Raw genomic sequence first — 24,484 nt, forward strand, 5'->3', positions numbered from 1 at the left:
CATCATGGCACTGACCACACTTGAAAGGGTTAAGGAGTGGCTAAAGCTCCAGGCTGTTGCTGTGGATGATGAGCTGTTGCAGCGCCTGATTGATGCGGCCAGTGCCTTTGTGGAGAAATGGCTGGGCTTTACGGTGTTACGCCATGAAGTAGTGCGCTGGATGGACGGCAACGGCAAGGACGAGCTGGTTTTAACTGATCCGCATATTCTGGCCATAAACTCCATCACCATTGATGGCCGCTTAATTCCTGCTGGCCAGTACCGGCATGCTGACTGGTGGCTGATTCTGGATTGTGCCTGCTTTAGCCGTGGGCGCCGTAATATCTGTATCAAATACGACATAGGCTTTGATACTGTGCCGGCTGATATAGAAAATGCGGTGATTGATCTGGTGGCGCTTGGTTACAAGGAAAAGGACCGTATTGGCCTGCAATCCAAAACACTGGCCGGTGAAACCATTTCCTATTTTACAGGCGTGTTTTCTGAGCGCAGTAAAATGGTTTTACAGCAATATAAACGGGTGGTGCCAGGATGATTGAAGCATCAGTAACAGGTGATTCAGCAGTTGTGGCCAGCATCCGTGAGCAATACCGCAAAATCACCACCAATGTGGAGCAAAGCATTGGCCGGCTCACGCTAAAGCTACTAACCCGTGTCAAGGTCAATAAGTTATCTGGCCAAGTACTCAATGTGCGAACCGGGCGGCTTAGACGTTCTATCACTCAAAAGGTGGTTAATACGCCTAGCCAGATTACCGGTATTGTTGGCACCAATGTGGAATACGCCCGCGCACATGAAATTGGGTTTAATGGCCAGGTATCGGTTAAGGCACATTTGCGCCAGATCAAGATGGCTTGGGGTAAAAGCATTACACCGCGCACTGTAGAGATCCGGGCACATAGCCGCCAGGTCAATTTGCCGGAAAAATCATTTTTACGATCGGCGCTGACTGACATGGCACCGGAAATCAGGCAAACACTCCAGCAATCAGTCAGGCAGGGTATTTTATGAATCGTGAGGCAATTTATGCTGCATTATTTAACCGTCTGGCCAGTGTGCCTGGCTTTGTGGTTACTGAGCGGCGCCTGCGTCACTGGGACAGTGTATCCAGTGCCGAGCAGCCGTATTTGTGTGTCACACAAGGTGGCCAAACCGTAGTGCAGGGCATTCCGGCCAAGGGCGTGCCAGCAAAGTGGTATCTTAACGCCGATGTTTATGTGTATGCACAAACAACTGGCGACCAGGTGGCCGGTACGGTCATTAATCCACTACTGGATGCAATTGAGCAGGCACTGGCTCCGGAGTTTCCGGATATCAGTAAATGCCAGACATTGGGCGGGCTGGTAGAGCACTGCTGGATTGAAGGCACCATTGAAACTGATGAAGGCACGCTGGGTGATCAGGCGGTGGCCATCGTGCCAGTGCGTATGCTAGTCACCTGATTCTATATAACAGTTTTATTTTCCCCTAAAGGTCGCAAATGCGGCCTTTTTCATTTTGTGAGGTCGATATGGCTCAATATTTATTTAGTGCTGGCACGGTGGTAGCAGCAGCTGACATGGATGCCTATGGCAATACCATTGCCACACCTACACCAGTTGAAATGGGTGTGCTTCAGGGTGCATCAGTTGACTTTGGTTTTGATTTAAAAACTTTGCATGGTCGAGGCCAATTTGCGGTAGATGCTGCACGTGGTAAAGGCTCAATCAAGGGTAAGGCCAGTGCAGCCCGTGTCAATGGCGCACTGCTCAATAGTTTGGTGTTTGGCCAGACCATGACGGGCGGTTCCATCACCACCATGCCGCAATCCGTTTCCGGTAACGTAATTCCGTCATCCGGTGGCTATACGATATTAATTGCGCCACCTAGTAGCGGTACATTCAAGGGTGATCTGGGCGTCACTGATGCCAAGGCCGTACCACTGAAGCGTGTGTCGAATGCTCCGACTGCTGGCCAGTACAGTGTTGATGAAAGCACCGGTACTTATACTTTTGCAGTAGCTGATGCGGGTAAGACCGTGTTCATTAATTACCGATATAGCGCCACTATTGCTGGTGCCCAGGGCGGCACAGTCATGAACGTGGATATGGGTAGTGCGCCTACATTTGCACTGGATCTGATGCAGGCCTATAAGGGCAAGATCCTGCACTTTAAGTTTTATCGCTGTATGTCTAACAAGTTGGGCATGGCCACCAAGCAGGATGATTACAACATTCCTGATTTTGAATTCGAGGCCTTTGCAGATGACACTGGCCGTGTGTTTGACTGGTATTTATCGGAGTAATATTCATGGTACAGCAAGTTGATAACCCACGTGGCACAGTAGTGCACATTGATGGCCAGCCCTGGTATTTTGCGCCACTGTCCCTGGGCGCTTTGGAGTTGCTATTACCAAAACTACAAAGTTTTACTGAGCAGGATCTGGGTACGGTCATTGATGTGGCGCATAAGTCACTCAAGCGTAATTATCCGGAAATTACCCGCGCCGAGGTTGCTGACATGATCTATATGGATCAGCTGCAGGAAGTGATGGGTGCGGTCATGAGCGTATCTGGCTTAAAGGCAAACAGCCAGGGTGAAACTGCCCAGGGGGAATGAACTGGGGGGAGCTTTACGCCCATTTGATTGCATGCACCGGTTATACGTGGGAGTACATAGAAAATAATATGGACTTACCACGGCTGGCCAGTATGAATGCTTACTGGGCCAAGCACCCCCCGTTGCATTTAATGATCCAGTGCTTTATGGGAATTGAGGAAAAATCGGTATCTGGTGAGCAATTGCCAGATGCTGAGCCGGAAATGGATATTCTGGAGTTTGCCCAGCAATTCCCGCAGGGTTGAGTTTGTGCTAGATTTCCTCATGATTATAAAAGGATCAAATTATGAGAAATCTGGCAGTTTTGTTTTTAGGAATTACTTTATCTGCTACAACTTATGCAGAAATAAATAATGATGAACTTGCAGTACTGAAGCAATCAGAAAATGATTCAATACAACAAAGTATTGGAGAAATTGAAAGACAGGCTGATACCCGACTGAAACAGCTTGAAGAATTAGGAAGTTCAGTTACTAAAAAGAATATAATTAGTAGTAAAAATGAGCCTGTAATATTATCGCCTGAAGAATATAAAAATTATGGGATAGAGCCATTTTATACAGATAGCGAAATTGCATTTTATAAGGAAGCAGGGGAATATTTAGAAACAAAAGAGAAAAATAATATTTTGATGTCAGTTTCTAAAAGTGGAAAAGAGTACGTTGGATTTTTTGGTGAAAACACTGATGATTATACTGGTGATGCTTGGAGCGTAAGTTGTTCAAAAGATCGAATGACTGATAAAAAAAGATGTGTTTTAAGCAAATTTGAATTTGTTATTTTATATGACGTTAATGGACTTAGAACTACGGTTAGCAAGGATTTGGGATCTCTTAATGATCGGCAAAATAATTATCTGCGCGTTGATAATAAACCTTCATTTACAACAAGAGGTATTTACCTAAATGCGACTAGTAAGTCCATTGTTGAGCAGTTAAAAAGAGGCACTACTTTAAAGACAAGGTTTTTTGAGTGGAGTGGGGAAATGTATGAGGAAACTATACCACTAGATGGCTTTAATGAAGCTTATAGTTTTATGCTTAAAGCATATGCCGCTTTAAGGTAAAAAGTTTTATAACTGTTTTAATTAAATTAAACCACCTCCGGGTGGTTTTTTATTGGGTGTAGGAAATGGCCGACCAAAATGAAATTGAAGTAAAAATTACCGGAACAACGGGTGATTTAGATAATGATATTACCCATGTTGAAACCAAGGTAAAAAATGCTGCAAAAGGCATGCGTGAGTCAGCCAATATCATTAAATCGGCATTTAATGATATTAAAAACACCCTTAAAAATATTGATTTTAAAGTTCACGTTGATACTGCCGCCCTACAAACTACCATGCAAAGCGTGGTTAATACGGTCAAAACTCAGGTGCAGGCTGCTGGTAATGCCGCCAGTATCAAAATCAAAGTTGATACTACTGAGCTGGCCAATATCAGAAACCAGATCAGTAGTGGACTGTCTGGCAATAATGGAACAATCAAAATCAAGTTTGACCGATCACATTTGCAAACTGAGCTGGCTCAGATTCGTGCCCGGATCAATAGCTTCTTTGCCACATCAGTTAATGGCATGCGGTTAAATATTTCTGTTACCCAAGCTGATCTGGCAGCTGTACGTGCCAAACTGCGTTCACTGACCACCACTATATTTAAGGCAAAAGTCGGTATTGATCTAGCCCACCTAAACGCTCAGATTACCCATGCGCGGGCAATACTGGGTGCGATGGGTAGCAGCTTAAATATTAATGTCGATGCAACAGCAACAGGCCTTATCACTGCCATTAATAACCTAAAGGCGGAAGTTATCCGGTTAATTGCGGCCATGAATGCTGGTGGCGGTGGTGGTGGCCCTAGCGGTGGCGGCGGGTTCGGCGCTATTTTTGGTGGCAATCTGGCTGCAATGGCCACTGGTTTTATTACCAGTAAATTAACGGAGCTGAGTAAAGCCTTAATTACCACCTCTGATGATGCAGCACTGCTGAATAGCCGTATGCTGGATCTATTGGGAACAGAGCAGGCAGTAGTTGAGGTCAAAGACCGCTTATATGCAGCTGCCCAGCGGTTACAGGTTGGCTATCAGGATATGGCTGCGTCTACTGCCCGCATGATTCCTAGCCTTCAGGAAATGGGTAAAGGGAGTGAAGATGCAGTAAAGCTGGCTGAAATCCTGATGACTACAGCCAAGCTATCTGGTGCATCCACGATGGAGGCCGCTTCTTCAGCCCAGCAATTTTCACAGGCACTCGGAAGTTCCGTCCTACAAGGCGACGAGCTTAAATCCATCCTTGAAAATAACCAGTCTTTGGCTAGAACTTTGGCCAATGCATTAAAACTTCCTGATGCCAGCACCAAGGTTACGCTTGGCATGCTGAAGGAGCTGGGTTCTGAAGGCAAGATTACCAGCGAAGTACTGGCCAATGCCTTGCTTAATAGCTATGACAGCATTATGGCCAAAGCCGATAAACTGCCTACGACTTTTAGCGGTGTCTGGCAGCAGGTTAAAAACATCTTCTTTAAAACAGTCGATGATCTTAATCAGGCTGATGTTTTTGGGGGTTTGAAAGATAGCCTCAAGGATATGGTTAGCAAGCTTGAGCAATTTTCAAAAGATGGCACTTTAAAAGAGTGGGCTACTGACATTGGGGGTGTGCTGTCTGAAGCTGGTAGCCTGTTTATGGAGCTGGTCGGTATTGTCGGCGATGTTGTGAGTGAAATCTCTACACTCTGGCAGGATCTGGCTGGGTCGGTCAATGAAAGTACTGGTGCTCAAATCGGCTTCTTTGAGTTGCTTAAAAATTCACTTAAGGTTGTGCACGTATTCTTTATTGGGTTGCGTACTGGTATCCAGTTGGTGATGGCAGGCATTAAGGCGGTAGTCCAGGATGCTGTGGCCACTATTATTGCCTCATTTGTATTATTCCGCACTGGTATTAATACAGCAGTCATTGCGGTAAGCGGTTTTGTTGAAGGCTTAATTGTACTGCTCAAGACACTGGCCACGGTGGCCATGAAGGCATTGCAGCTGGATTTTACTGGTGCTATTTCCGCCTGGGAAAGTGGCACCAATAAGATTGCTGGGATTGTGAAAGACAAGGCTCAGCAGATTGCCAAAGAAACCCGTAGCATGAAATCTGATTTATCAGCTGCTGCTGGTGGATCAGCCTTGCTTAATGGCAGTTTCGTTAATAATGCCAACAAGATTACTCAGGACAGCCGTCAGCGCATAGATGATGTGCTACTGGGTGATGTGTCCATGAAGTCACCTAAAGCCAGCAATGCAGGTGCTGCTGGCAATTCAGCAGTGAATAAGGTGGCTGTCGGTGCTGGTAAGGCAAAAAAGGAAAAAGAGAAAAAACCTAAGGCTGAAAAGTCTGAAATGAGTGATCTCAACAAGGGTCTGGATGCCAAAAAGTACGAATTCAATCAGAAAGAAAACGTACCATTTGGCCGTAATCTTGAATTTCCGATTGAGCAAGAACGCGACTACTGGCAGGAAATTTTAGCTACTCGTAAACTTTCAGCCAGCGATCGCTTTCAGGTAGAAGAAAAGCTACAGGATGCAATTCTTAAGTTGCATCGGAAAGCGGGTGATGAACAGATCCGAACATATAAGGATGACGAGGCAAAATATCGTAATAATCTTGAAGCCAAAAAATCAGCATTGGAGCAGCTAGTTTTAGCCAACAAGAAATTGTATGGCGACGATTCAGATCAAGCCAAGTCAGCTCTTAAGGAAGTAGCAGCAGTTAATCAAGAAATGACTTTGCGTGCCTTGGCTAACTTAAAAACATCGAGAGAGTTTAAGTCATCCCAGAAGGAAAAAGAGCTGGATGCTGAGCAAGCTCATATTGATCATTTAGCTAATCTTAATCTGATCTCTGATCGTGAAAAGTTGCAGCGAGAACGTGAGCTGGAACAAAAGCGCTATGAGATCAAACGACAAGCACTCGCTGATCGTATGGCACTGTGGGAGGCTGAGAATAAAGTCACCAATGATGCAGATCCCAAGGAAAAGCAATCCATTCGAAATTCCATGACGGAATTAGATGCTGATCATCAGCAAAATCAGAAAGGCTTTGACATGCAGTCAGAGGCTGAGAAGATGGAGCGCTTGTTTGGTGGGCTAGGGGATCGGGTCAGCAATTTGTGGGATCAGGGCTTGCAGACCATGATGAATGGCACGCTGACCTGGCGTAATGCCATGAATGCGATTTTTGCCGATATGGGCGCTTTCTTTGTACAAAAGATGGTCAGTGAACCTTTGAAGCATTATATGGCAGGCCTTGCACACCGATTACTCGTCAAGATGGGTGTGATCAAGACAGAAGTTGCTGCTGAATCTGCTGGTCAAGCCGCACAGACGGGGGCAACCATTGTTGGTGAGGCTAGTCGTACAGGCGCAACGGCAGCAGGTGGCCTGATGCGTATTGGTCTTAAAGCAATGGAAGCCGTTAAAGGCATTATGTTGTCTGCATGGGAAGCAATGGCAAGTGCTTATGCATCAATTGCCAAAATTCCATTCGTTGGTCCTGTAATTGCTCCAGTAGTCGCTGGTGGAACATTTGCTGCTGTTGCGGCACTTGCCGGCAAGATCAAGTCAGCATCTGGAGGCTACGACATTCCGGCAGGTGTGAATCCTGTCACCCAGTTGCACGAAGAAGAAATGGTATTGCCTAAACCCTATGCCAATGTTATCCGGGATATGGCCAGCGGTGGCGTACCTGCTGCGGGCGGATCTGGTGCCATGGGTGGAACGGTTGAGCAAAATCAGTTCAACATTTCTGCACTGGATGCCAAGAGCCTCAAAAAACTGCTACGTCAAAATCCCGGAGCAGTGGCTGCTGGCCTAAAGGCCTATGGCCGTAATTTTGGGAGCCGGTAATCATGTCTGATGCAATTTTTCCACTATTACCTGGCTTAACGTGGAACCTGACCAAGACACCGATGTTCAACACCAAGGTGATGACCTCGGTCAATGGCCAAGAACTGCGGGCATCGTTTCAGGCGGTGCCAAAATATGCCATTAGCCTGGGCTTTGAATTTTTACGCCAGCGTGGTGGTAAAACCGAGCTGGATCAGTTGGAAGCATTCTTTTATGAGCGACGTGGGGCGTTTGATTCGTTCCTGCTGCTTATGCCGGATGATAACCAGTTTAGTTGTACCTTTGTGGGTGATGGGTCAACCACGACTTATCAGGTCTATAAAAAACTGTTTAACAGTGTGATACCACTGTCAAATACCCTGCCATTTAGCCTTATTGTGGATGCCTCCATGTGGAAGCAGGCCAGTAGCACCCTCATGTGGGGTACTGCCAGCAACCTGATGTGGCCATCCAGCAATATGCAGCTTGATAGCAAGGGAATGTTGACACTGGCCACACCTTTAGAAGCGGGTAAAACATTAAGTGTTACTGGTACATATTATTACCGGTGTCGCTTTAAGGATGATGAGCAGCAATACACTAATTTTATGGCCAACCTTTGGGAGGCCAAGAAAATTGAGATGGTTGCTTCACTAGGGAGTAAGGTATGAGAGCAGCTTCAGCTAAATTGATCCAGCTGCTGGATGCCAACCAGTTTGTTATGGCCGACCTTTACACATTGACCACTATTTTGGGGAAGGTGTACCGGTTTACCAATTATGATCTGGATCTGACAGTGGCTGGCCAGCTGTACCGTGCTGATGGTCCTATCATCAGCCGTGACGGCATCAAGCAAACCACGGGCATTGAGGTTAGTAGCCTAAACATTGAGATTAAGGTCAATGATACGGTGCTTCTGGATGGCGTGCCATTTATTCAGTTACTGCATAACGGTGGCCTTGATGGAGCGCGGTTTAAGCTAGAGCGTATTTTCATGGACTGGCAGACACCAACTGATACCAGCGCTGGCACTATTAAGCTGTTTGAGGGTAGGCTGGTTGAGCCAGAGTTTCACCGCACCGGTGCCAGCTTTGAAGTGGCGTCCGATACGGAAGTTCTCAATGTGCAGATGCCACGTAACCTGTACCAGCCTGGCTGTTTAAATACCCTGTTTGATTCAGGCTGCGGTTTGGTCAGAGCCGCGTATGCTGAGCTGGCCACTGTGGAAATCAATACCGTGGCCAACCGTATTCAATGTAGCCTTAATCATGCCCAGGGTTATTTTACCCAGGGTGTGGTCGAGTTTTTATCCGGAATAAATACTGGGGTAAAACGCACGATTCGCCTGCATGAGTCCGGCGCGCTGCATCTCACCTTGCCATTGCACCAGTTGCCGGCCGTGGGTGACCAGATCCGGGTTTATCCAGGCTGTGACAAGCGCATGGATACGTGCACCAACCGTTTTAATAACCTGTCAAATTTCCGGGGCTTTCCCTTTGTCCCGGTTCCTGAAACCGCTGTTTAACTCAATTAATTTTCTTTTATACCCGGCCAGTGTGCCGGGTTTTTCATTGTTGGAGAGATGACAATGGCTGATTTACCTGTTGCAGATGACCTTATTGCACCTAGTATTACTGAAGGTCAGTTTAAAGCGGCACTAAAGATATTAGTAGAAAACGTTGTTAGCAAAGATTATGTAAATAACAACGCTTTATTTAAACCGGTAGCCATTTCAAGTGGCCAATATACGCATATCGACCAGTTTAAAACAGCAGGCTATTACTTTGTACGTTCGACAGCCATTGCTACGGCCATTGTTGGACTACCAGAAAGCCGGCCGTGCATCATTGAAGTGATTGCTAACACAAATAGTGCTAACACAAATATAGTATCGCAGATCATTAGACCGCTCGGTGCTGCTTATTATTATTTTAGATCAACACTAAGCACGGGCGAATTTGCTGCTACATTTGAGAAAGTTATTGGACAAGCCGCGATTGCGACGCTAATTAGCACTGCAAGCGATGCTGCCAAAGCTGCTGCAACTGCTGAAGCAAAAACCTACAGCGACACAAAACTTGACGCAAAGCAAGTGATTTATGCGTACAGTGATGGCAATATGATCGGCGCAAAAACACTACGCTACCCAAATTTTGGCTTGCGCGGTGATTATACGATTGCAGATAGTACCGTTTATGATGCCGTTATTGTACCAGTGCAGGCAGGCGATACGCTATACATTCACAACGATCAGTCACGTTACACTGGCTCAACTGGATCGAACTATGCGTTTTTTGCGCAAAACCCGTTTTTAAACAGGGCGCAAACCGCGCTTGCAACATCCGGTGCTGACAGCAGTACAACGGATAGCACTAGCGCAATTATATATAAAAAGGCGATTGCACCCGCTGATGCCCGTTATTTAATCGTAAATGAGCGTTTTACCGCAAATGCGGGTGGTACAACAAACTATAACTGGGCGGTGCATAAAGACGCATTCAATCCGGCATATACACAAGGCAATGCCTATGTTGCTGAGATAGACGGCATCAAGTTTAAGGATACGTCTGTAAAATTATCAAAAGAAAACAACCCTACTGTGTCAGCAAAAAACATCTACACAGGTGATGTCAACGTTAAAGCACGGGTAAACGACAACGGTGTGTATATCAGTGCCAATGCCAATGACATTTTATCGCCATTTATTCCGGTTGAATTTGGCAAGACCTACACCATTAGCGGCATACCCCGCGACATGATGGCAACAACGGCAACCCGCATCATGGGTGTTGCCAGCAACACAGTGCCGAGCACAGACTTTGTCAAAGTTTTAACGACAACTACTGACACTACTGTCACTGTTACAATTAATGACGTGCAGATTAAATATATTGTATTCCCACTGGCTGCTAACAATCTGGGTGTGCTGGAAAAAGCACAATTTGCGCCAGTGCAGATTGAGGTCGGCAGCGTAGCCACTGCCTATCAACCCTCCGAATATACAATAGCACTCCAGCGCGTCATTAATAAATTTAGCACTAGCGCAAACAGCAGCGGGGCGTTGAAAGATGCAGGCATAAAAGTTGTATCGCAATTTATTGACTTAAACATGGTACGCGAGCCACAAATGAGTACTGTGTCACCGATTATCAAAGGTGTCGGCCCGCGCGGTGCAAGTTATGGCGTTAAAGGTACGGCGGCGACAGATAGTGCGAGCAATAATATCTATGCCCAGTTTGATGTGCTTAGCGACAGCAACAAAGCGGTTAATGTCAATGTTATAAAATACGTCAATGGCGAGAGGGCTGCTGGCGTGCTGCATCCGCGTGCATTTAGCGTACCATCCGGGGCATTAGATAACCCGGACAGCTTTGCTTACGCTGACAAATATCCCAAAGATTTATCAACGCACCCAGTGATTGCTTATACCGCAACGCCCATCGCAGGATTTAATTACTGGATGATTTCGTCTACTTTTCCGCCCACCTCGGAATCCGGTGTAAAGTGGGAAGATGAAGATATGTTTGTCAGTAATGATGCGGTGACGTGGCAGCGTATCCGCTCAGTCTATGAAACTGACAAGTCATACACGACAGCAACACTGCGCTTGCCGCCGCAAACGCTGGTTACCAACAACTCGCGCAAGCATTGTTTTTTACCATCCCCTGCCGTTGGTGATGTGTTTGAAGTAAGCGTACCTGCGAGCAATGGCGCACCAGCACTTGACCGCCAAACCATGACACTGAGTACACGCTTGCCGTGGAAGCATGACCCGTACTTGCTCATTGACGATGGGTACATCTACACATACCACTCTTTTAACCTGTTTTTTAACGAGCGCAATGACGAAAAGAGTCACTTTTTTGTCTGCGTCCGCACTAATAATGGGATTGATTGGGATGTCGTGCGCACTGACGGTAGCACCATGCGATTAACCGAAGCCACAAGCCGTCAGCTCTTCACCAAAGACGATCAAGGTCGTTATAACTATATGAATTATGCGTATAACGATGATCGCCAGAACCCTGAAATTGTTAAATACGGAACAGGTGATTATGAGCTGGTATGGGGCAGGAACTTTACAGTGCGTTATAAAGGCACAACGCCGTATGCGTTTGATTTTTCTACTGCGTATCCGTTTAAGGATACCAGCTCGACAAACCATCCGACCTTGTTATTTAAAGACAATATTTTATATGTCATTACAAACAAGGCGGTGTATCAAAGTACAGACCGTGGCGCGACATTGACGGTGTTGCCAAAATACCCAATGTGGCTGGGTGGTGTGCAGGGCTTTGGCTATAAAAAAAGCTGCTGTATCGGCGCTGGTGACAAATTTATTGTTGCAGATACCCAGCGCATTAATGCACCCGCTTTTACATCAGGCGCGGTCAACGCAGTTAATGACATCAATCAAGTGTTTTTCTATGAGTATCCGAGTTTTACTGATTTTTTAACTAAAGCAAACACGGGTTTAATTGATGCGTACATAGATTTGCAAGTGACTAAAGTAAATCTAAATACAAATAGCCGCCAGGTCTTAAATATACCCTGCATTAGCCCAACTGCGTCTAGCGCAACAGGGATTGCTGCACTGTACCGCTTGAAAGTGGCTGACTTAGAGCTAAAAGCAGGCGACACGGTATATTTTCACGTTACGCTAAATTCAAGATCAGGCGCTGAAATTGTATTTGGCGGTATTGATTTGACTTGATAATCATATTAATCCGCACTTATTTAATTAAATAAGGAAAACCATGAAAACTGATTTAATTATTACTGAAGCCAGATCCTGGCTCGGGACGCCTTACCATCATCAAGGGCGGATTAAGGGCGTAGGGGTGGACTGTGGCATGCTGCTCTGTGAGGTTTATCATGCAGCAGGCCTTATTCCCTTTGTTGATCCTCGGCCATATCCCCCGGACTGGTATATGCACCAGATGGACAATAAATACTTGGACTGGGTGAAACAATATGCCGAGCCAGTAGCTACACCAAAACAGGGCGATATCGCCCTGTTTCATTTTGGAAAATCGATTAGCCATGCGGCCATTGTGGTGGCATGGCCAACCATTATCCATGCCTATCATGGCCAGGGCTGCATATTGGGTGATGCGACCAAGGGCAGGCTGTGCAGTAATTTAGCCGGTTTTTGGCGTATCCGGGAGAATCAGGGATGAGCGGCGGTACAATAAGAATATCGGCAGAAAAATCCAATAGCTTGCGCGTACAGACCTCAGCCTATGGCTTATGCCTGCCACTGATTTATGGCCGGCAGCGGGTTGCCGCTAATATGTTCTGGTATAGCGATTTTAATGCCATTGCTCATACCACCACCAGTAAATCCGGGGGCTTTTTAGGTATGGGTAAAACCAAGACTAAAAACACCACCTACACTTATCAGGCAGCACTGATGCTAGGACTTGGGGAGTCCATCACCTCAGTAGACACCATCTGGATTGACAAGGATCAGGTCACAGCCAAGCAAAATGGTGGCGCAACAGAAACGGCACTGGCCCAGCGTGGCCTTGAACTGTTTACTGGCCAGAATAACAGTGTCTGGGGTTATTTAACTTCCCGGCATCCGGATCAGGCTTTAACGTATCCAAGGCTTGCCTATATTTGCTCTGGCGCGTATGACCTGGGCGAAAGTGCTACATTGGCCAACCATGGGTTTGAAGTCACCGGCAAGTACTCCATTTCCAGCACTGTGCTAGACGCTAACCCGGCTGATGTGATTTATGACTATATCAAAAATCCCAATTATGGTGCGGCGCCTGATTTAAACTTGGCTAGCTTAAGTCAGTTCAGAACGTATTGTGCTGCTGCCAACCTGTTGGTGAGCCCTGCATTTACTGAACAGCGCTCTGCCTATGAAGCGATTAACGACCTGGTGGAATCGGTTAATTGTGCCGTGGTGGCCAGCGCTGATGGCTTAAAAATCATTCCGTATGGCGATGCACCACTCACTGGCAACGGTTATACCTATACACCGAATTTAACCCCGGTGTATCACTTAACTGATGATGACTTCCTGGATCAGGAGGAACCGGTCAGGGTCAAGCGTAGCCGGGATTCTGATGCCTATAACCATTGCCAGATTGAATACGTCAACCGGCACAACCAGTACAATACGGAAATCGTAGAGGCTAAGGACCAGGCCAATATTGAAATGTACGGCCTGCGCACTGAAGATCCGGTCAAGCTGAACCACTTTTGTGAGCCAGTGATTGCCCGCCATGCTGTCCAGCTGCGCATGCAGCGTAAACTGCATATCCGGAATATTTATGAGTTTGAGCTGGGCTGGAAGTACTGCCGGCTGGAACCTATGGATATTGTCACCCTGACAGATTCATCCTTAGGCTTAAACCAGTTTCCAGTGCGTATTAAGGACATTGACGAAGATGATGACGGCCAGCTGACAATCACCGCTGAAGAACTGGTGATCGGTGTTGGGAGTGCCATTAACTATGACCTGCAATCGTCCAACGGTTATCAGGGCGGCAATGAAGATCCGGGGCCTGTATTTGCACCAGTAATTTTTGAGCCACCGCTGGAATTAACCGATGGCAACAATGAAGTGTGGGTGGCTGTTGCCGGTGGACCAAACTGGGGTGGCTGTCAGGTTTGGGTGAGTTACGACAATCAGAGCTTCAGTCAAGCAGGGGCTGTTTACGGTGCGGCACGCTATGGCCAGCTTATTGGCAGTATCGATGCAGACGATACAGCATTATATGTTGAGCTGAACACCAGCCTGCAAATTTACTCATCCAGCACCGTGGCAGTGGAAGCCGATGTAAGCCTGGTGCTTGTTGGTAATGAATACCTGTCTTATCTGAATTCCACGTTAACTGGCCAGCAAACCTACCAGCTGACGGATCTGGAGCGCGGCCGCTTCAATGATGCCCAGGCACATACGGACAATACCCGTGTGGTGGTGTTAGATAGTGCCATCTTCAATGCGACAGTGAATAAAAACCTGATCGGTAAAACCATCTATTTAAAATTTACCAGTTTTAACAGTCTGGAGCGCAAGCACGAGCAGCTGGCCGATGTGGCTGCTTATTCTTACACCCTGGTTGGCGGTGCACCGGGTGGGCCAGCAGGCCTGTCATTGGTTGCACCTTTTAATGGCAATAGCTTTACGGTGCAGTGGTCATTTGTCAGTGGTGCGAGCAGCTACGTGGTGCAGATCCTGTCAGATGGGGTGGTGCGGCGTGAAGTGGAAGTGACATCCACCAGCTACAGTTATGGTTATCAGGATGCTGCTACTGATGGTGGCCCATGGCGTGCTTTTACGGTACGAGTGGCCAGCCGGTCAAATGGCAGTGTTTCGGCCTTTGCTGAGCTGAATGTCAGTAATCCTGTGCCGGCAGCAGTCGTTAATGTGATTGCTGTTCCTGGAACAAATAGCATCAGTGTGTCATGGGATAATAGCAGTGCACCAGACCTGAAGGACTATCAGGTCTGGCTATCAACAACCAGTGGTTTTGATCCTGCCACAATGGCTGCCTCATGGACTGGAAACAGTACTAACCATACCTTTACGGGTCTGGCTAGTGGTGCCACCTATTACATTCGGGTTGCGGCGCGGGATGTTTGGGGCGCTGGTGCACTAAATTATTCAGGACAGGTTAGCCAAGCGGCTGGCTAAAACAATTTTATTTTTCAAAGCTCCTAATCGGGAGCTTTTTGCATTTTGAATGGAAGGGAAATCTTATGTCTGAACCAGTTTCGACGTATGGGGCAGGGGCATTGCTCAAGGCTTATGGCGCTGGCCTGATCATTGGCTTGTTTATTGTGTTGGGTTATCTGGTTGTGATTATGACTCGGATGCCACGCACACGGCCAGAGTGGGCTGTTGGGCTGATTGCAACAGTGGTATCCAGTTTAGCTGGCGGCTCATTTTTGGTGATTAAGTACCAGCTTCATTCCTGGGGTAATGATTATTACGGCATGGTCGCTTTAGGCGGCTTTTATTTTGCCTGCGGATTGCCGGGCTGGGCGCTGATCCGCTGGATATTCAATTTTATCAACCAGCGCGAGGGCGCCACGATTATTGATGTTGTCCGTGAAGTGAAGGACGAGATCCAAAAATAACCGGTGTTTTTTTATTCATTAAGACTTCCTGCAGGAAGTCTTTTTTTTATGTCTGAAGGGAAATATTATGCTACTGAAGAAAGGTAATACTGGGTCAGCTGTCAAACGATTGCAAACTGCACTGGCCAAGCAAGGGTTATATATTTATTTGGTAGATGGTGACTTTGGCCAAAAGACTGAAGATGCACTAAAAGCGTACCAGCAAAAATTCAATGTCAAACCTGATGGCATTTTAGGTGACTATATTGCCGGCAAGCTCGGCCTGGTATTATCTGTGCCAGCTGGTGCACCAGCAAACACTAAACCGGTTATTGTGCTCACTGCTGGCCATAGTCTGGTAGATCCGGGCGCGTGTAATGGAAAATTCACTGAAGCCGGGATTGTGCGGGAAGTGCGTAACGGCGTAACGGCCATATTGAACAGTCGAGGCTACAAAGTCATTAATGATGGCACTGGAAACGACAACCAGGCTTTAAGCAAAGCTGCTGCACTAGTCAAACAGGGTAAAATCGCTATCGAGTTTCACTTGAATGCTGCAACCAGTAAAGCGGCCACCGGTGTTGAAGCATTAGCTCAATCGAAAGATAAAGCGATCTGTCAAAAACTGTGTAGTGCGCTCTCAAGCGTGCTTGATATTCCTGTACGCGGTGGCAATGGTGGCTGGAAGGATGAAGGCAGTGGCCAGCACAGCAAACTTGCCTACGTCAGTGCCGGAGGCATCATTCTTGAGCTATTTTTCATCAGCAACGATGCAGAGCTGCAAAAATACTTCGACCGCAAGGATCAAGTGTTTACGGCCATTGCTGATGTACTGAGTGAAAATTTAACATGAGAGCATAAAAAAGCCCGAATTAATCGGGCTTTTTACATCATGCACGAGTTATTTTACGATTAAACATTTCAGATAAGGCAGCATCTAAAGCATCTTCCTGCTCTTCTGTGCGATCTGCATAAATTTCAATACAAGGGGCCATAGGGGATAACTTAGCTTGCACGAGTGCCTGACGAATTTCTTTAATCTCAGCAACATCGTTAGCAGATAAAGTACTATGAGTATCAATCGCAGTAATTGAAAAAGAAGATTCTTTTCCTAATTCTTTGTTCATAACAAACCCCTTAACAGCCATAGCATGGCTAACATCATCTATCGTCATCTCAGTTGTTGCTTCTGGTAAATTGTGACTACTTGTGGCAATTTCGTAAAAATGAACATGGCTTCCAGTATGTACATCACGATGTGAAGCTGAATGAACAGCTTTTTTAGCACATTTATTAACTTCCCAGCATGTGATTGCAGGTAAGGTTCCTGAGCCTGTGATTGAAAGTATATCTTTATGGAAAATTCTTTGATTCTCGTGATAAAAATGCTTACCGTTTTCTAAATCAATAATGCAAATAGCCATAGAATGAGCAGAAGGTCTAGGAGTACTATAATCTCCTTTTAACCAATCTTTCCATTTTTGAATAGCTGTTCCAGAGCCTGCAAAAAGAAAGCCAAATGCGTGCTGTTCAACATCTTTAATCACGAGTTTTGGGTAATTGACCTCGTCAATATATACCATCCACTTAGAAGGTGCCAGCGTTGACCATCGAGTATCTGCTGCTATAATTCCATTTAAACCGTCAAATACATTTGTTGTCACTAAATACTCTCTATTATTTTCATTAAAATAAGTATGAAAAAATTGACGCGAATCCTACACAATAAAGTTCAAAAAAACAACGCTATTTTTTAGTGGAATTCGGCCTTACATTTTTTAAATTATTAATAATTATTTTAAAAATTGTCCAGTCCATTTATCGGATCTATCCATGAATTTTAAAGATATCCTTTTATACTTACTAATACCGATATTCTGAATAGGCATTTTTCAAAATTTAATCATATTGCAGTATAAGTAAAACCTTATGTTTTACGACTTCCTACTTTATATAAAAAATCAGAGCGCAGGTTTCTTTGTCTGCTATAATCGCGCATCTTTAATTATTGCCTGCATTCAATCGAATGCCGCAAAAATATTCTATGTACAAAGTGCTGTACATATTGCTGAGTTTTATTGAATGTCAAGTAACGTAACTCGTTGTAAAATAGAGAATATTAGAAACTTCTCGATTATTGCTCATATTGACCACGGCAAGTCCACGCTGGCTGACCGTTTTATTCAGCGTTGTGGCGGCTTGCAGGATCGTGAAATGCAGGCGCAGGTTCTAGATTCCATGGATCTGGAGCGTGAGCGTGGTATTACCATTAAGGCTCACTCAGTAACGCTCTACTATAATCATCCCAACGGGGAGCGTTACCAGCTCAATTTTATTGATACGCCGGGTCATGTTGATTTTTCCTATGAAGTGTCTCGCTCGCTGGCGGCCTGCGAAGGGGCTTTGCTGGTCGTTGATGCTGCACAAGGTGTGGAGGCGCAATCCGTTGCAAACTGTTATACCGCAATTGATCAGGGACTTGAAGTTTTACCTGTCCTGAACAAGATTGACTTGCCACAGGTTGAGCCAGAACGTGTCATCAAGGAAATTGAGGAAATCATTGGTATTGAAGCTGAAGATGCGCCGCGTGTTTCTGCGAAATCAGGCTTGGGCATTGATGAACTGCTGGCCACGCTGGTAGATCGTATTCCTGCGCCAACCGGAGATCGTGATGCACCGCTACAGGCCTTGATCATTGATTCCTGGTTTGACAATTATCTGGGTGTCGTGTCTTTGGTTCGGGTACGTCATGGCCGTATCAAAAAAGGCGATAAAATGCTGGTGAAGTCAACCGGCATGAGCCATCTGGTAACTTCTGTGGGCGTATTTAACCCCAAGCATCAAGAAACTGGTTTGCTAGAGGCTGGTGAAGTTGGCTTTGTGATTGCGGGCATTAAGGACATTTTTGGCGCACCAGTAGGTGATACCATTACCCTGCACAGTACCCCTGATGTAGAGATATTACCCGGTTTTAAACAGGTTAAGCCACAGGTTTATGCGGGTTTATTCCCCATTGATTCCAGTGATTTCGAGGCGTTTCGCGAAGCATTGCAAAAGCTACAAATTAATGACGCCGCGCTATTTTTTGAGCCGGAAAGCTCGGATGCACTGGGCTTTGGTTTTCGCTGTGGTTTTCTGGGTATGTTGCACATGGAAATTGTGCAGGAGCGCTTGGAGCGGGAATACGATCTTGATCTGATTACATCGGCGCCGACTGTAATTTATGAAGCCGTTAAGAAAAATGGCGACACCGTTTATATTGATAACCCGTCCAAAATGCCGGATGGCGGTACTGTTGAAGATTTGCGTGAGCCGATTGCCGAGTGTCATATTTTAGTTCCTCAGGAGTATCTGGGTAACGTGATGACCTTGTGCATTGAGCGCCGTGGTATTCAAAAAGATCTTAAGTTTCTGGGCAATCAGGTTGCTGTAACTTTTGAAATCCCCATGGGTGAAGTGGTGATGGATTTCTTTGACCGTTTAAAATCAGTATCCCGTGGTTTTGCCTCGCTGGATTATAATTTTGTCCGTTTTGAAAGCTCGAGTCTGGTTAAGGTTGATGTGCTGATTAACGGTGAAAAAGTCGATGCACTGGCCATGATTTGCCATCGTAATGATGCGCGTTATCGGGGCAATGCACTGGTTGAAAAAATGAAAGACCTGATTCCGCGTCAGATGTTTGATGTCGCCATTCAGGCAGCGATTGGTGGTCAGATCATTGCACGCTCTACGGTTAAGGCCATGCGTAAAAACGTTCTGGCCAAATGCTATGGCGGTGACGTATCGCGTAAGAAAAAACTGCTGTCCAAGCAAAAAGAAGGTAAAAAACGCATGAAGCAGGTGGGGAGTGTTGAAATTCCTCAAGAAGCGTTCTTGGCGGTGTTACAGGTTGATAAAAAATAAGACTGCAAATAAGCGTGAGGAGCACTGCTCCGCAAGGCTTTGCGCAGTCGCAAAACAGGCAGTTAGGCTGCAAGTGAAATTGCTGAAGAGGAACGCGCTGTGGATTTTGATTTTAATTTGATTTTGGTACCAGCAACGCTGATCTTTTTTATGATCTGGCTACTGGATAAATTAATCTGGAAGCAACGCGCAACTCGCGGCCGCGATGGCGAAAATATTATAATTGGCTGGGCTTATGATTTCTGGCCTGTGCTGGCGCTGGTGCTAGTAATTCGTTCCTTTGTGGTTGAACCATTCAATATTCCGTCTGAATCCATGGTACCTACCTTGCAGACTGGTGATTTTATTCTGGTCAACAAGTATAGCTATGGTGTGCGTCTGCCAATTAGTAATACCAAGTTTTTGCAGACTGGTGAACCCCAGCGTGGCGAGGTCGTGGTGTTCCGTTATCCCTTGCAGCCCACTGTAAACTATATCAAGCGGGTGGTGGGCTTGCCGGGCGACCATATTGTCTATGACCGTGGCACATTAAGCATCAATGGTAAGCTGATTTTCAAGAAAGCCTTGGCAGATCAGGGAAATCCTGAATATGAGCGGTTTTATCAGGAAACGCTGGGTACGCATGCCCATACCATTCGTGAGTTGAATGGTGCTAACTCTGCTTCTATCGCACCGTTTATTAACAGTCAGGCCAATGAAGGTGGCAAATATGCCGCAACCAACGGCCAGCACTGGGAAGTTAAGGTGCCGCAGGGTCATTATTTTATGATGGGTGACAACCGTGACCAGAGTGCGGATAGTCGTTTCTGGGGCTTTGTGCCGGAACAAAACCTGTCAGGTCGTGCTTTTTATGTATGGATGCATAAAGAACCGGGTTTCCATATTCCAAGTTTTGCCAGAAATGGTAGGATTAATTAGGTAAAGCAGGGACTGGATCATTAAAAGGAATAATATCATGATCAATATGAAAGCGCAGCGTGGTGCCTCTTACTGGGGCATTATGATAGGAATAATGCTGGGAGTAATAGTAATCAAGGCAGCACTGATTACCTGGCCGGCGTACTGGGACAACCGTCTGATTAATGCCTCAATTGAAGAAAAGTTAAGAAGTTCAACCAGCAGTGATCCGGCCAAGTTTGTACAGGATCTAGAACAGCAATTTAGCCTGAATAATTTACGTGATGTCCAAGCCAAAGACATTATGAAAGTCAGCAACAGCGGTGGTGAACTGGTGGTACAACTGGATTATGAAGTCCGCAAAAATTTTATGGGCAATGTTGATTTGGTCATGTCATTTGAAAAGCAGTTTGACCAGCGTGCCATTAAGGCAGGTGCCAAATAGCAGCATGATCGTAACAGGTAAAAATGAATAGGCAGGTGAAACATCAATTTGGTTAATCAACAGCGCTTACTGAGCCGACTGGGCTATCAGTTTAATGATCAGGGTTTGTTCAGACAGGCGCTCACGCATCGTTCAGTCAGCCAGCGTCACAATTATGAGCGTCTGGAATTTCTCGGTGATGCGCTGCTGGGCGTGATTATTGCGCAATACTTGTATCACCGTTTTCCTGAGGAACAGGAAGGGCGATTAACCCGTATGCGTGCTACACTGGTCCGTCAGGAGTCACTGGCCTGTATTGCCCGTGATCTCAAACTGGGTGAATCACTGATTTTAAGCACGGGTGAGATGAAAAGCGGTGGACACCATCGTGAGTCCATTCTGGCCGATACAGTGGAAGCCCTGATTGGTGCCATTTTTCTGGACTGTAGTGATCTGGAACAAATCCGGCCGCTGGTGCTTAAGTGGTATGAACCTTATCTGGCTGACCTGATGCCAACCGATGCACTGAAAGATCCCAAAACCCGCTTGCAGGAATATTTACAGGGGCGGCACCTGCCATTGCCGGAATACAAACTGGTTGAGGTGCGTGGTGAAGCGCCCAACCAGCATTTTACCATTCACTGTCAAGTGACCAATGTTCCTGTTGCCGTAGGTGAAGGAGCAAGCCGTCGTAATGCTGAGCAAACTGCTGCCAGTGTCATTTTAAAGCAATTGGAGCAGGCATCATCATGACCACGCAACCCAACAATATTCATTCAAATTCTGAAATGCAAAATCCTGAAAAGGATGATTCTCAGGCTAACGCGATAACGACAAGTGACAGCAGCAATAGTGACAATGCAGACCATGCTAGTCCGCAGGATGTCATTGGTCAGTTCTTTAAAGATAGCCCTGCCGAGATTCCGGCAGACTTCCGTTGTGGCTTTGTGGCAATTGTTGGCCGTCCTAATGTGGGCAAATCGACATTGATGAACCACCTGATTGGCCAGAAGCTCTCGATCACGTCGCGCAAGCCACAAACCACCCGTCATAAAATTGTGGGTATTGATACCCGCGATAACGTACAGGCTGTCTATGTTGATACACCGGGCATGCATAAAAAAGAAGTGCGCGCCATCAACAAAATGATGAACCGTGCGGCTTCATCTGCCTTGCGTGATGTGAATCTGGTGCTGTTCGTGGTGGATAGCATGAAATGGGTGCCAGATGATGAGTTGGTGCTGGAAAAGCTCAAGAATGCTGATATGCCAGTTATTATGGTGATCAATAAGGTAGATACCATTGAAGAAAAACGCACCTTGCTACCGTTAATAGAGCAGCATGGCAAACGAATGAAGTTTAGCGATATTGTGCCAGTTTCTGCCTTGCGCGGTGCCAATCTTGAGCATTTGCATGAGGTGATTGCCAAATATCTGCCTTTTGCACCACCGATGTATGCTATTGACCAGTTAACGGATCGTTCAGAGCGCTTTTTGGCCAGTGAAATTGTGCGTGAAAAAATCATGCGTCAACTGGGTGAAGAGTTGCCTTATGATCTGGCGGTGCAAATTGAATCCTTTAAGGAAGAACCCGCCACGATTAATGAAAAAACTGGCAAACCCAAGCCAGCCTGTTTATATATTGATGCCACAATATTGGTGGAACGTCAGGGCCAGAAACTGATTGTGATTGGTGACAAAGGCCGCAAGCTTAAACAAATTGGTATGGAAGCCCGTATCGACATGGAAAAAATGTTTGAGCAAAAAGTCATGCTCACCTTATGGGTGAAGGTCAAAGGTGGCTGGTCGGATGATGAGCGTGCATTAAAAAGCTTGGGCTATAGTGATATCTGAGCGGATTAATGCACAAGGGTTACCAGTAGCTTAGTCAGATTTAGTAGGCGGGATGTGATAATGAAGTTGATAAATGTATTGACCCTATTAACGCTGGCGCTTGGCCTGCAAGCCTGCCTGGGTACCAAGGTGGTCACCGTACCAGTAAAAGTGGCGTATGGCACCACCAAGGCCGTGGTTAAGGGCACTGGTGCCGTGGTTGGTGCTGCCATTCCTGATGATGACGATGAGCAGAAAGAATAAGGGCTAGCATGCTGGGCAAGCCAGTGACAAAAATAAAAAGCACTATCATGCGGTTTTGTGCTGCAATGCTCAGGTGTTTATAGTTATGGAATTATAAAAGTGCGCCAGCAGCTCTTGCATGGGTTTATGCTTCACCAGCGTGCTTATCGTGAAAACAGTAAACTGGTTCATTTTTTTTCGCTGGAATTTGGCCGAATTGATGGCGTGGTTCGTGGGGCGCAAGTTCCGCTGTACCAGCCTGTTCTGTTATATGCATCTGGTAAGTCTGCCTTAAAAAGCTTGAGTAAAATTGAATGGGTCGGTGCCCCTAAAAACTTGCAGGGTTCAGCCCTGTTTGCCGGTTTCTATGCCAACGAATTGCTGGTTAGGCTAGCACCACTGGAAGAAGCCTTGCCCAACGCTTTTGGCGCCTATAGTCAGTTACTGGATGAACTGCAAAACTTGCCTATACCGGATGACGGCAATCTGGCGCTAATGACCGCATTACGGCGATTTGAGTCGGTACTGCTGGCTGAGCTGGGCTATGCAATTAACTTCGCACAGGATTTTTTAGGCATTGCCATTCAGCCGCAACAACTATATCGCTTTACGCCGAATGAAGGCTTTAGTCCCAACAATTCAGGTGAATTGGGTGAATACATACTGGCCATGGCTGATCCGGAATTTGCATTTACCCAGAAAGTATTGCCTGCTGAAGTGATTGCCATGTTAAGCCGGGTTTATCGCAAGGCATTGGCCGTATTATTGAACGATAAGCCTCTAAAAAGCAGGGAACTGTGGATTGCACAGCAGTCGGGCACTTAAATAGCAGCAGTAAAATCAGCTGAAATCCTGTTTATATCTGAAAGTTTTTAGTGCTAAAACTCATATTTCTTAATAAAGGTGGCAAAGCCAATGAGCATTTTACTGGGTGTTAATATTGATCATGTCGCCACGTTGAGAAAGGCGCGGGGAACCATTTATCCTGATCCGGTCAAAGCAGCCTTGCTGTGTGAGGAAGCCGGTGCCGATGGAATTACCCTGCATTTGCGCGAAGACCGCCGTCATATTCAGGATAATGATGTAGTTCGGATGCGTCCATTGCTTAAAACCCGCATGAATCTGGAAATTGCCGTGACTGATTTTATGCTGGATTTTGCCTGTCAGATCCGGCCACAGCATGTGTGTCTGGTACCTGAAAAGCGTGAAGAACTGACTACCGAAGGTGGACTTGATGTCGCCGGGCAAATCCAGAAAATCAAGGCAGCAACCCGTAAACTCACGCAGGCAGGTTGTGAGGTTTCATTGTTTATTGACCCGGAACCTCGACAAATTGATGCGGCAATTGAGTGCGGTGCGCCCACCATTGAACTGCATACCGGGGCTTATGCCGAAGCGGCGGGCACTGAGCTGGCATATGAGCTACAGCGCATTACCGATGCAGTAAACTATGCGGCCTCGCGCTTGATTGTAAATGCCGGGCATGGCCTGAATTTGCACAATGTAGCAGCCATTGCGCGCCTGCCGCATATTCATGAGTTAAACATCGGTCATGCCATTATTGCGGACAGTGTTTTTGTGGGCTTGCGTCAGGCAGTGCAGGATATGAAACAGGCCATTGCACAGGCCACGCAGTAGG

24 protein-coding genes are annotated in these 24,484 nt (G+C 46.3%); 23 read left to right on the plus strand and 1 reads right to left on the minus strand.

Annotated features, from left to right (window positions below; all coding sequences use genetic code 11):
• Positions 1-4: 4 nt before the first annotated feature.
• The 15 genes from Q337_RS0101260 (at position 5) to Q337_RS0101330 (ending at position 16,399) form a co-directional block, all read left to right on the plus strand.
• A complete protein-coding gene (locus tag Q337_RS0101260) occupies positions 5-535 on the plus strand; it encodes a head-tail connector protein (protein WP_026470033.1) in 531 nt (176 codons plus the stop codon).
• Positions 532-1,011, plus strand: a complete 480-nt coding sequence (locus tag Q337_RS0101265) for a hypothetical protein (RefSeq protein ID WP_026470034.1) — start codon at positions 532-534, stop codon at positions 1,009-1,011. The genes Q337_RS0101260 and Q337_RS0101265 overlap by 4 nt, the downstream gene beginning before the upstream one ends.
• A complete protein-coding gene (locus Q337_RS0101270; RefSeq protein ID WP_026470035.1) occupies positions 1,008-1,442 on the plus strand; it encodes a hypothetical protein in 435 nt (144 codons plus the stop codon). Before Q337_RS0101265 ends, Q337_RS0101270 begins: the two co-directional genes overlap by 4 nt.
• 68 nt (positions 1,443-1,510) lie before the next feature.
• Positions 1,511-2,284, plus strand: coding sequence for a hypothetical protein (locus Q337_RS0101275; protein ID WP_026470036.1), 774 nt, complete (start codon positions 1,511-1,513; stop codon positions 2,282-2,284).
• 5 nt (positions 2,285-2,289) lie between these two features.
• Complete coding sequence (locus Q337_RS0101280) at positions 2,290-2,598, plus strand: hypothetical protein (protein ID WP_034279145.1); 309 nt, start codon at positions 2,290-2,292, stop codon at positions 2,596-2,598.
• A gap of 68 nt (positions 2,599-2,666) precedes the next feature.
• Entirely contained in the window at positions 2,667-2,843 is a 177-nt protein-coding gene (locus Q337_RS0101285; RefSeq protein ID WP_156935673.1) for a hypothetical protein, read from the plus strand.
• 41 nt (positions 2,844-2,884) lie between these two features.
• Positions 2,885-3,664, plus strand: a complete 780-nt coding sequence (locus tag Q337_RS0101290; RefSeq protein WP_026470039.1) for a hypothetical protein — start codon at positions 2,885-2,887, stop codon at positions 3,662-3,664.
• A gap of 65 nt (positions 3,665-3,729) precedes the next feature.
• The gene (locus tag Q337_RS18205; protein ID WP_026470040.1) at positions 3,730-7,488 is read left to right on the plus strand and encodes a tape measure protein; all 3,759 of its coding nucleotides are present in this window, start codon (positions 3,730-3,732) and stop codon (positions 7,486-7,488) included.
• A 2-nt stretch (positions 7,489-7,490) separates the two neighbouring features.
• Positions 7,491-8,138, plus strand: a complete 648-nt coding sequence (locus tag Q337_RS0101300; protein WP_026470041.1) for a DUF2460 domain-containing protein — start codon at positions 7,491-7,493, stop codon at positions 8,136-8,138.
• Positions 8,135-8,992, plus strand: coding sequence for a DUF2163 domain-containing protein (locus Q337_RS0101305; protein ID WP_026470042.1), 858 nt, complete (start codon positions 8,135-8,137; stop codon positions 8,990-8,992). Before Q337_RS0101300 ends, Q337_RS0101305 begins: the two co-directional genes overlap by 4 nt.
• A 63-nt stretch (positions 8,993-9,055) precedes the next feature.
• Positions 9,056-12,181: a pyocin knob domain-containing protein gene (locus Q337_RS0101310; RefSeq protein ID WP_026470043.1), complete on the plus strand. Its 3,126-nt coding sequence runs from the start codon at positions 9,056-9,058 to the stop codon at positions 12,179-12,181.
• Between the two features lie 43 nt (positions 12,182-12,224).
• Positions 12,225-12,647 carry an NlpC/P60 family protein gene (locus Q337_RS0101315; RefSeq protein ID WP_026470044.1) on the plus strand — a complete coding sequence of 141 codons (423 nt, stop codon included), beginning with the start codon at positions 12,225-12,227 and terminating at the stop codon, positions 12,645-12,647.
• Complete coding sequence (locus Q337_RS0101320; RefSeq protein WP_034279147.1) at positions 12,644-15,121, plus strand: phage tail protein; 2,478 nt, start codon at positions 12,644-12,646, stop codon at positions 15,119-15,121. Before Q337_RS0101315 ends, Q337_RS0101320 begins: the two co-directional genes overlap by 4 nt.
• A gap of 65 nt (positions 15,122-15,186) precedes the next feature.
• Positions 15,187-15,567, plus strand: coding sequence for a hypothetical protein (locus Q337_RS0101325; RefSeq protein ID WP_034279148.1), 381 nt, complete (start codon positions 15,187-15,189; stop codon positions 15,565-15,567).
• Positions 15,568-15,634: 67 nt separating this feature from the next.
• On the plus strand, positions 15,635-16,399 hold the full coding sequence (locus tag Q337_RS0101330; RefSeq protein WP_084494667.1) for an N-acetylmuramoyl-L-alanine amidase: 765 nt from the start codon (positions 15,635-15,637) through the stop codon (positions 16,397-16,399).
• Positions 16,400-16,436: 37 nt separating this feature from the next.
• Here Q337_RS0101330 and Q337_RS0101335 read toward each other — a convergent pair whose 3' ends face one another.
• Positions 16,437-17,210: a hypothetical protein gene (locus tag Q337_RS0101335; protein ID WP_156935674.1), complete on the minus strand. Its 774-nt coding sequence runs from the start codon at positions 17,208-17,210 to the stop codon at positions 16,437-16,439.
• Between the two features lie 418 nt (positions 17,211-17,628).
• On the opposite strand from Q337_RS0101335, the gene lepA reads away from it, so the two are divergent.
• The 8 genes from lepA to pdxJ all read left to right on the plus strand — a co-directional run bounded on the left by lepA (position 17,629) and on the right by pdxJ (position 24,483).
• Complete coding sequence (lepA, locus tag Q337_RS0101340) at positions 17,629-19,449, plus strand: translation elongation factor 4 (RefSeq protein ID WP_026470049.1); 1,821 nt, start codon at positions 17,629-17,631, stop codon at positions 19,447-19,449.
• Positions 19,450-19,548: 99 nt separating this feature from the next.
• The gene (gene lepB / locus Q337_RS0101345) at positions 19,549-20,367 is read left to right on the plus strand and encodes a signal peptidase I (protein WP_026470050.1); all 819 of its coding nucleotides are present in this window, start codon (positions 19,549-19,551) and stop codon (positions 20,365-20,367) included.
• Positions 20,368-20,404: 37 nt separating this feature from the next.
• Entirely contained in the window at positions 20,405-20,791 is a 387-nt protein-coding gene (locus tag Q337_RS0101350) for a DUF4845 domain-containing protein (protein ID WP_228133060.1), read from the plus strand.
• 42 nt (positions 20,792-20,833) lie between these two features.
• Positions 20,834-21,523 (plus strand): ribonuclease III, encoded by a 690-nt coding sequence (gene rnc, locus Q337_RS0101355; protein WP_026470052.1) that lies wholly within the window; start codon positions 20,834-20,836, stop codon positions 21,521-21,523.
• Positions 21,524-21,558: 35 nt separating this feature from the next.
• Complete coding sequence (gene era / locus Q337_RS0101360; RefSeq protein ID WP_051526691.1) at positions 21,559-22,623, plus strand: GTPase Era; 1,065 nt, start codon at positions 21,559-21,561, stop codon at positions 22,621-22,623.
• Between the two features lie 60 nt (positions 22,624-22,683).
• Positions 22,684-22,866 (plus strand): NF038104 family lipoprotein, encoded by a 183-nt coding sequence (locus Q337_RS16345; RefSeq protein ID WP_034279149.1) that lies wholly within the window; start codon positions 22,684-22,686, stop codon positions 22,864-22,866.
• Positions 22,867-22,965: 99 nt separating this feature from the next.
• The gene (gene recO, locus Q337_RS0101370) at positions 22,966-23,670 is read left to right on the plus strand and encodes a DNA repair protein RecO (protein ID WP_026470054.1); all 705 of its coding nucleotides are present in this window, start codon (positions 22,966-22,968) and stop codon (positions 23,668-23,670) included.
• Between the two features lie 90 nt (positions 23,671-23,760).
• Complete coding sequence (pdxJ, locus tag Q337_RS0101375; RefSeq protein ID WP_026470055.1) at positions 23,761-24,483, plus strand: pyridoxine 5'-phosphate synthase; 723 nt, start codon at positions 23,761-23,763, stop codon at positions 24,481-24,483.
• Position 24,484: the final 1 nt, after the last annotated feature.

Source organism: Alkanindiges illinoisensis DSM 15370, from assembly GCF_000619845.1.
Lineage (GTDB): Bacteria > Pseudomonadota > Gammaproteobacteria > Pseudomonadales > Moraxellaceae > Alkanindiges > Alkanindiges illinoisensis.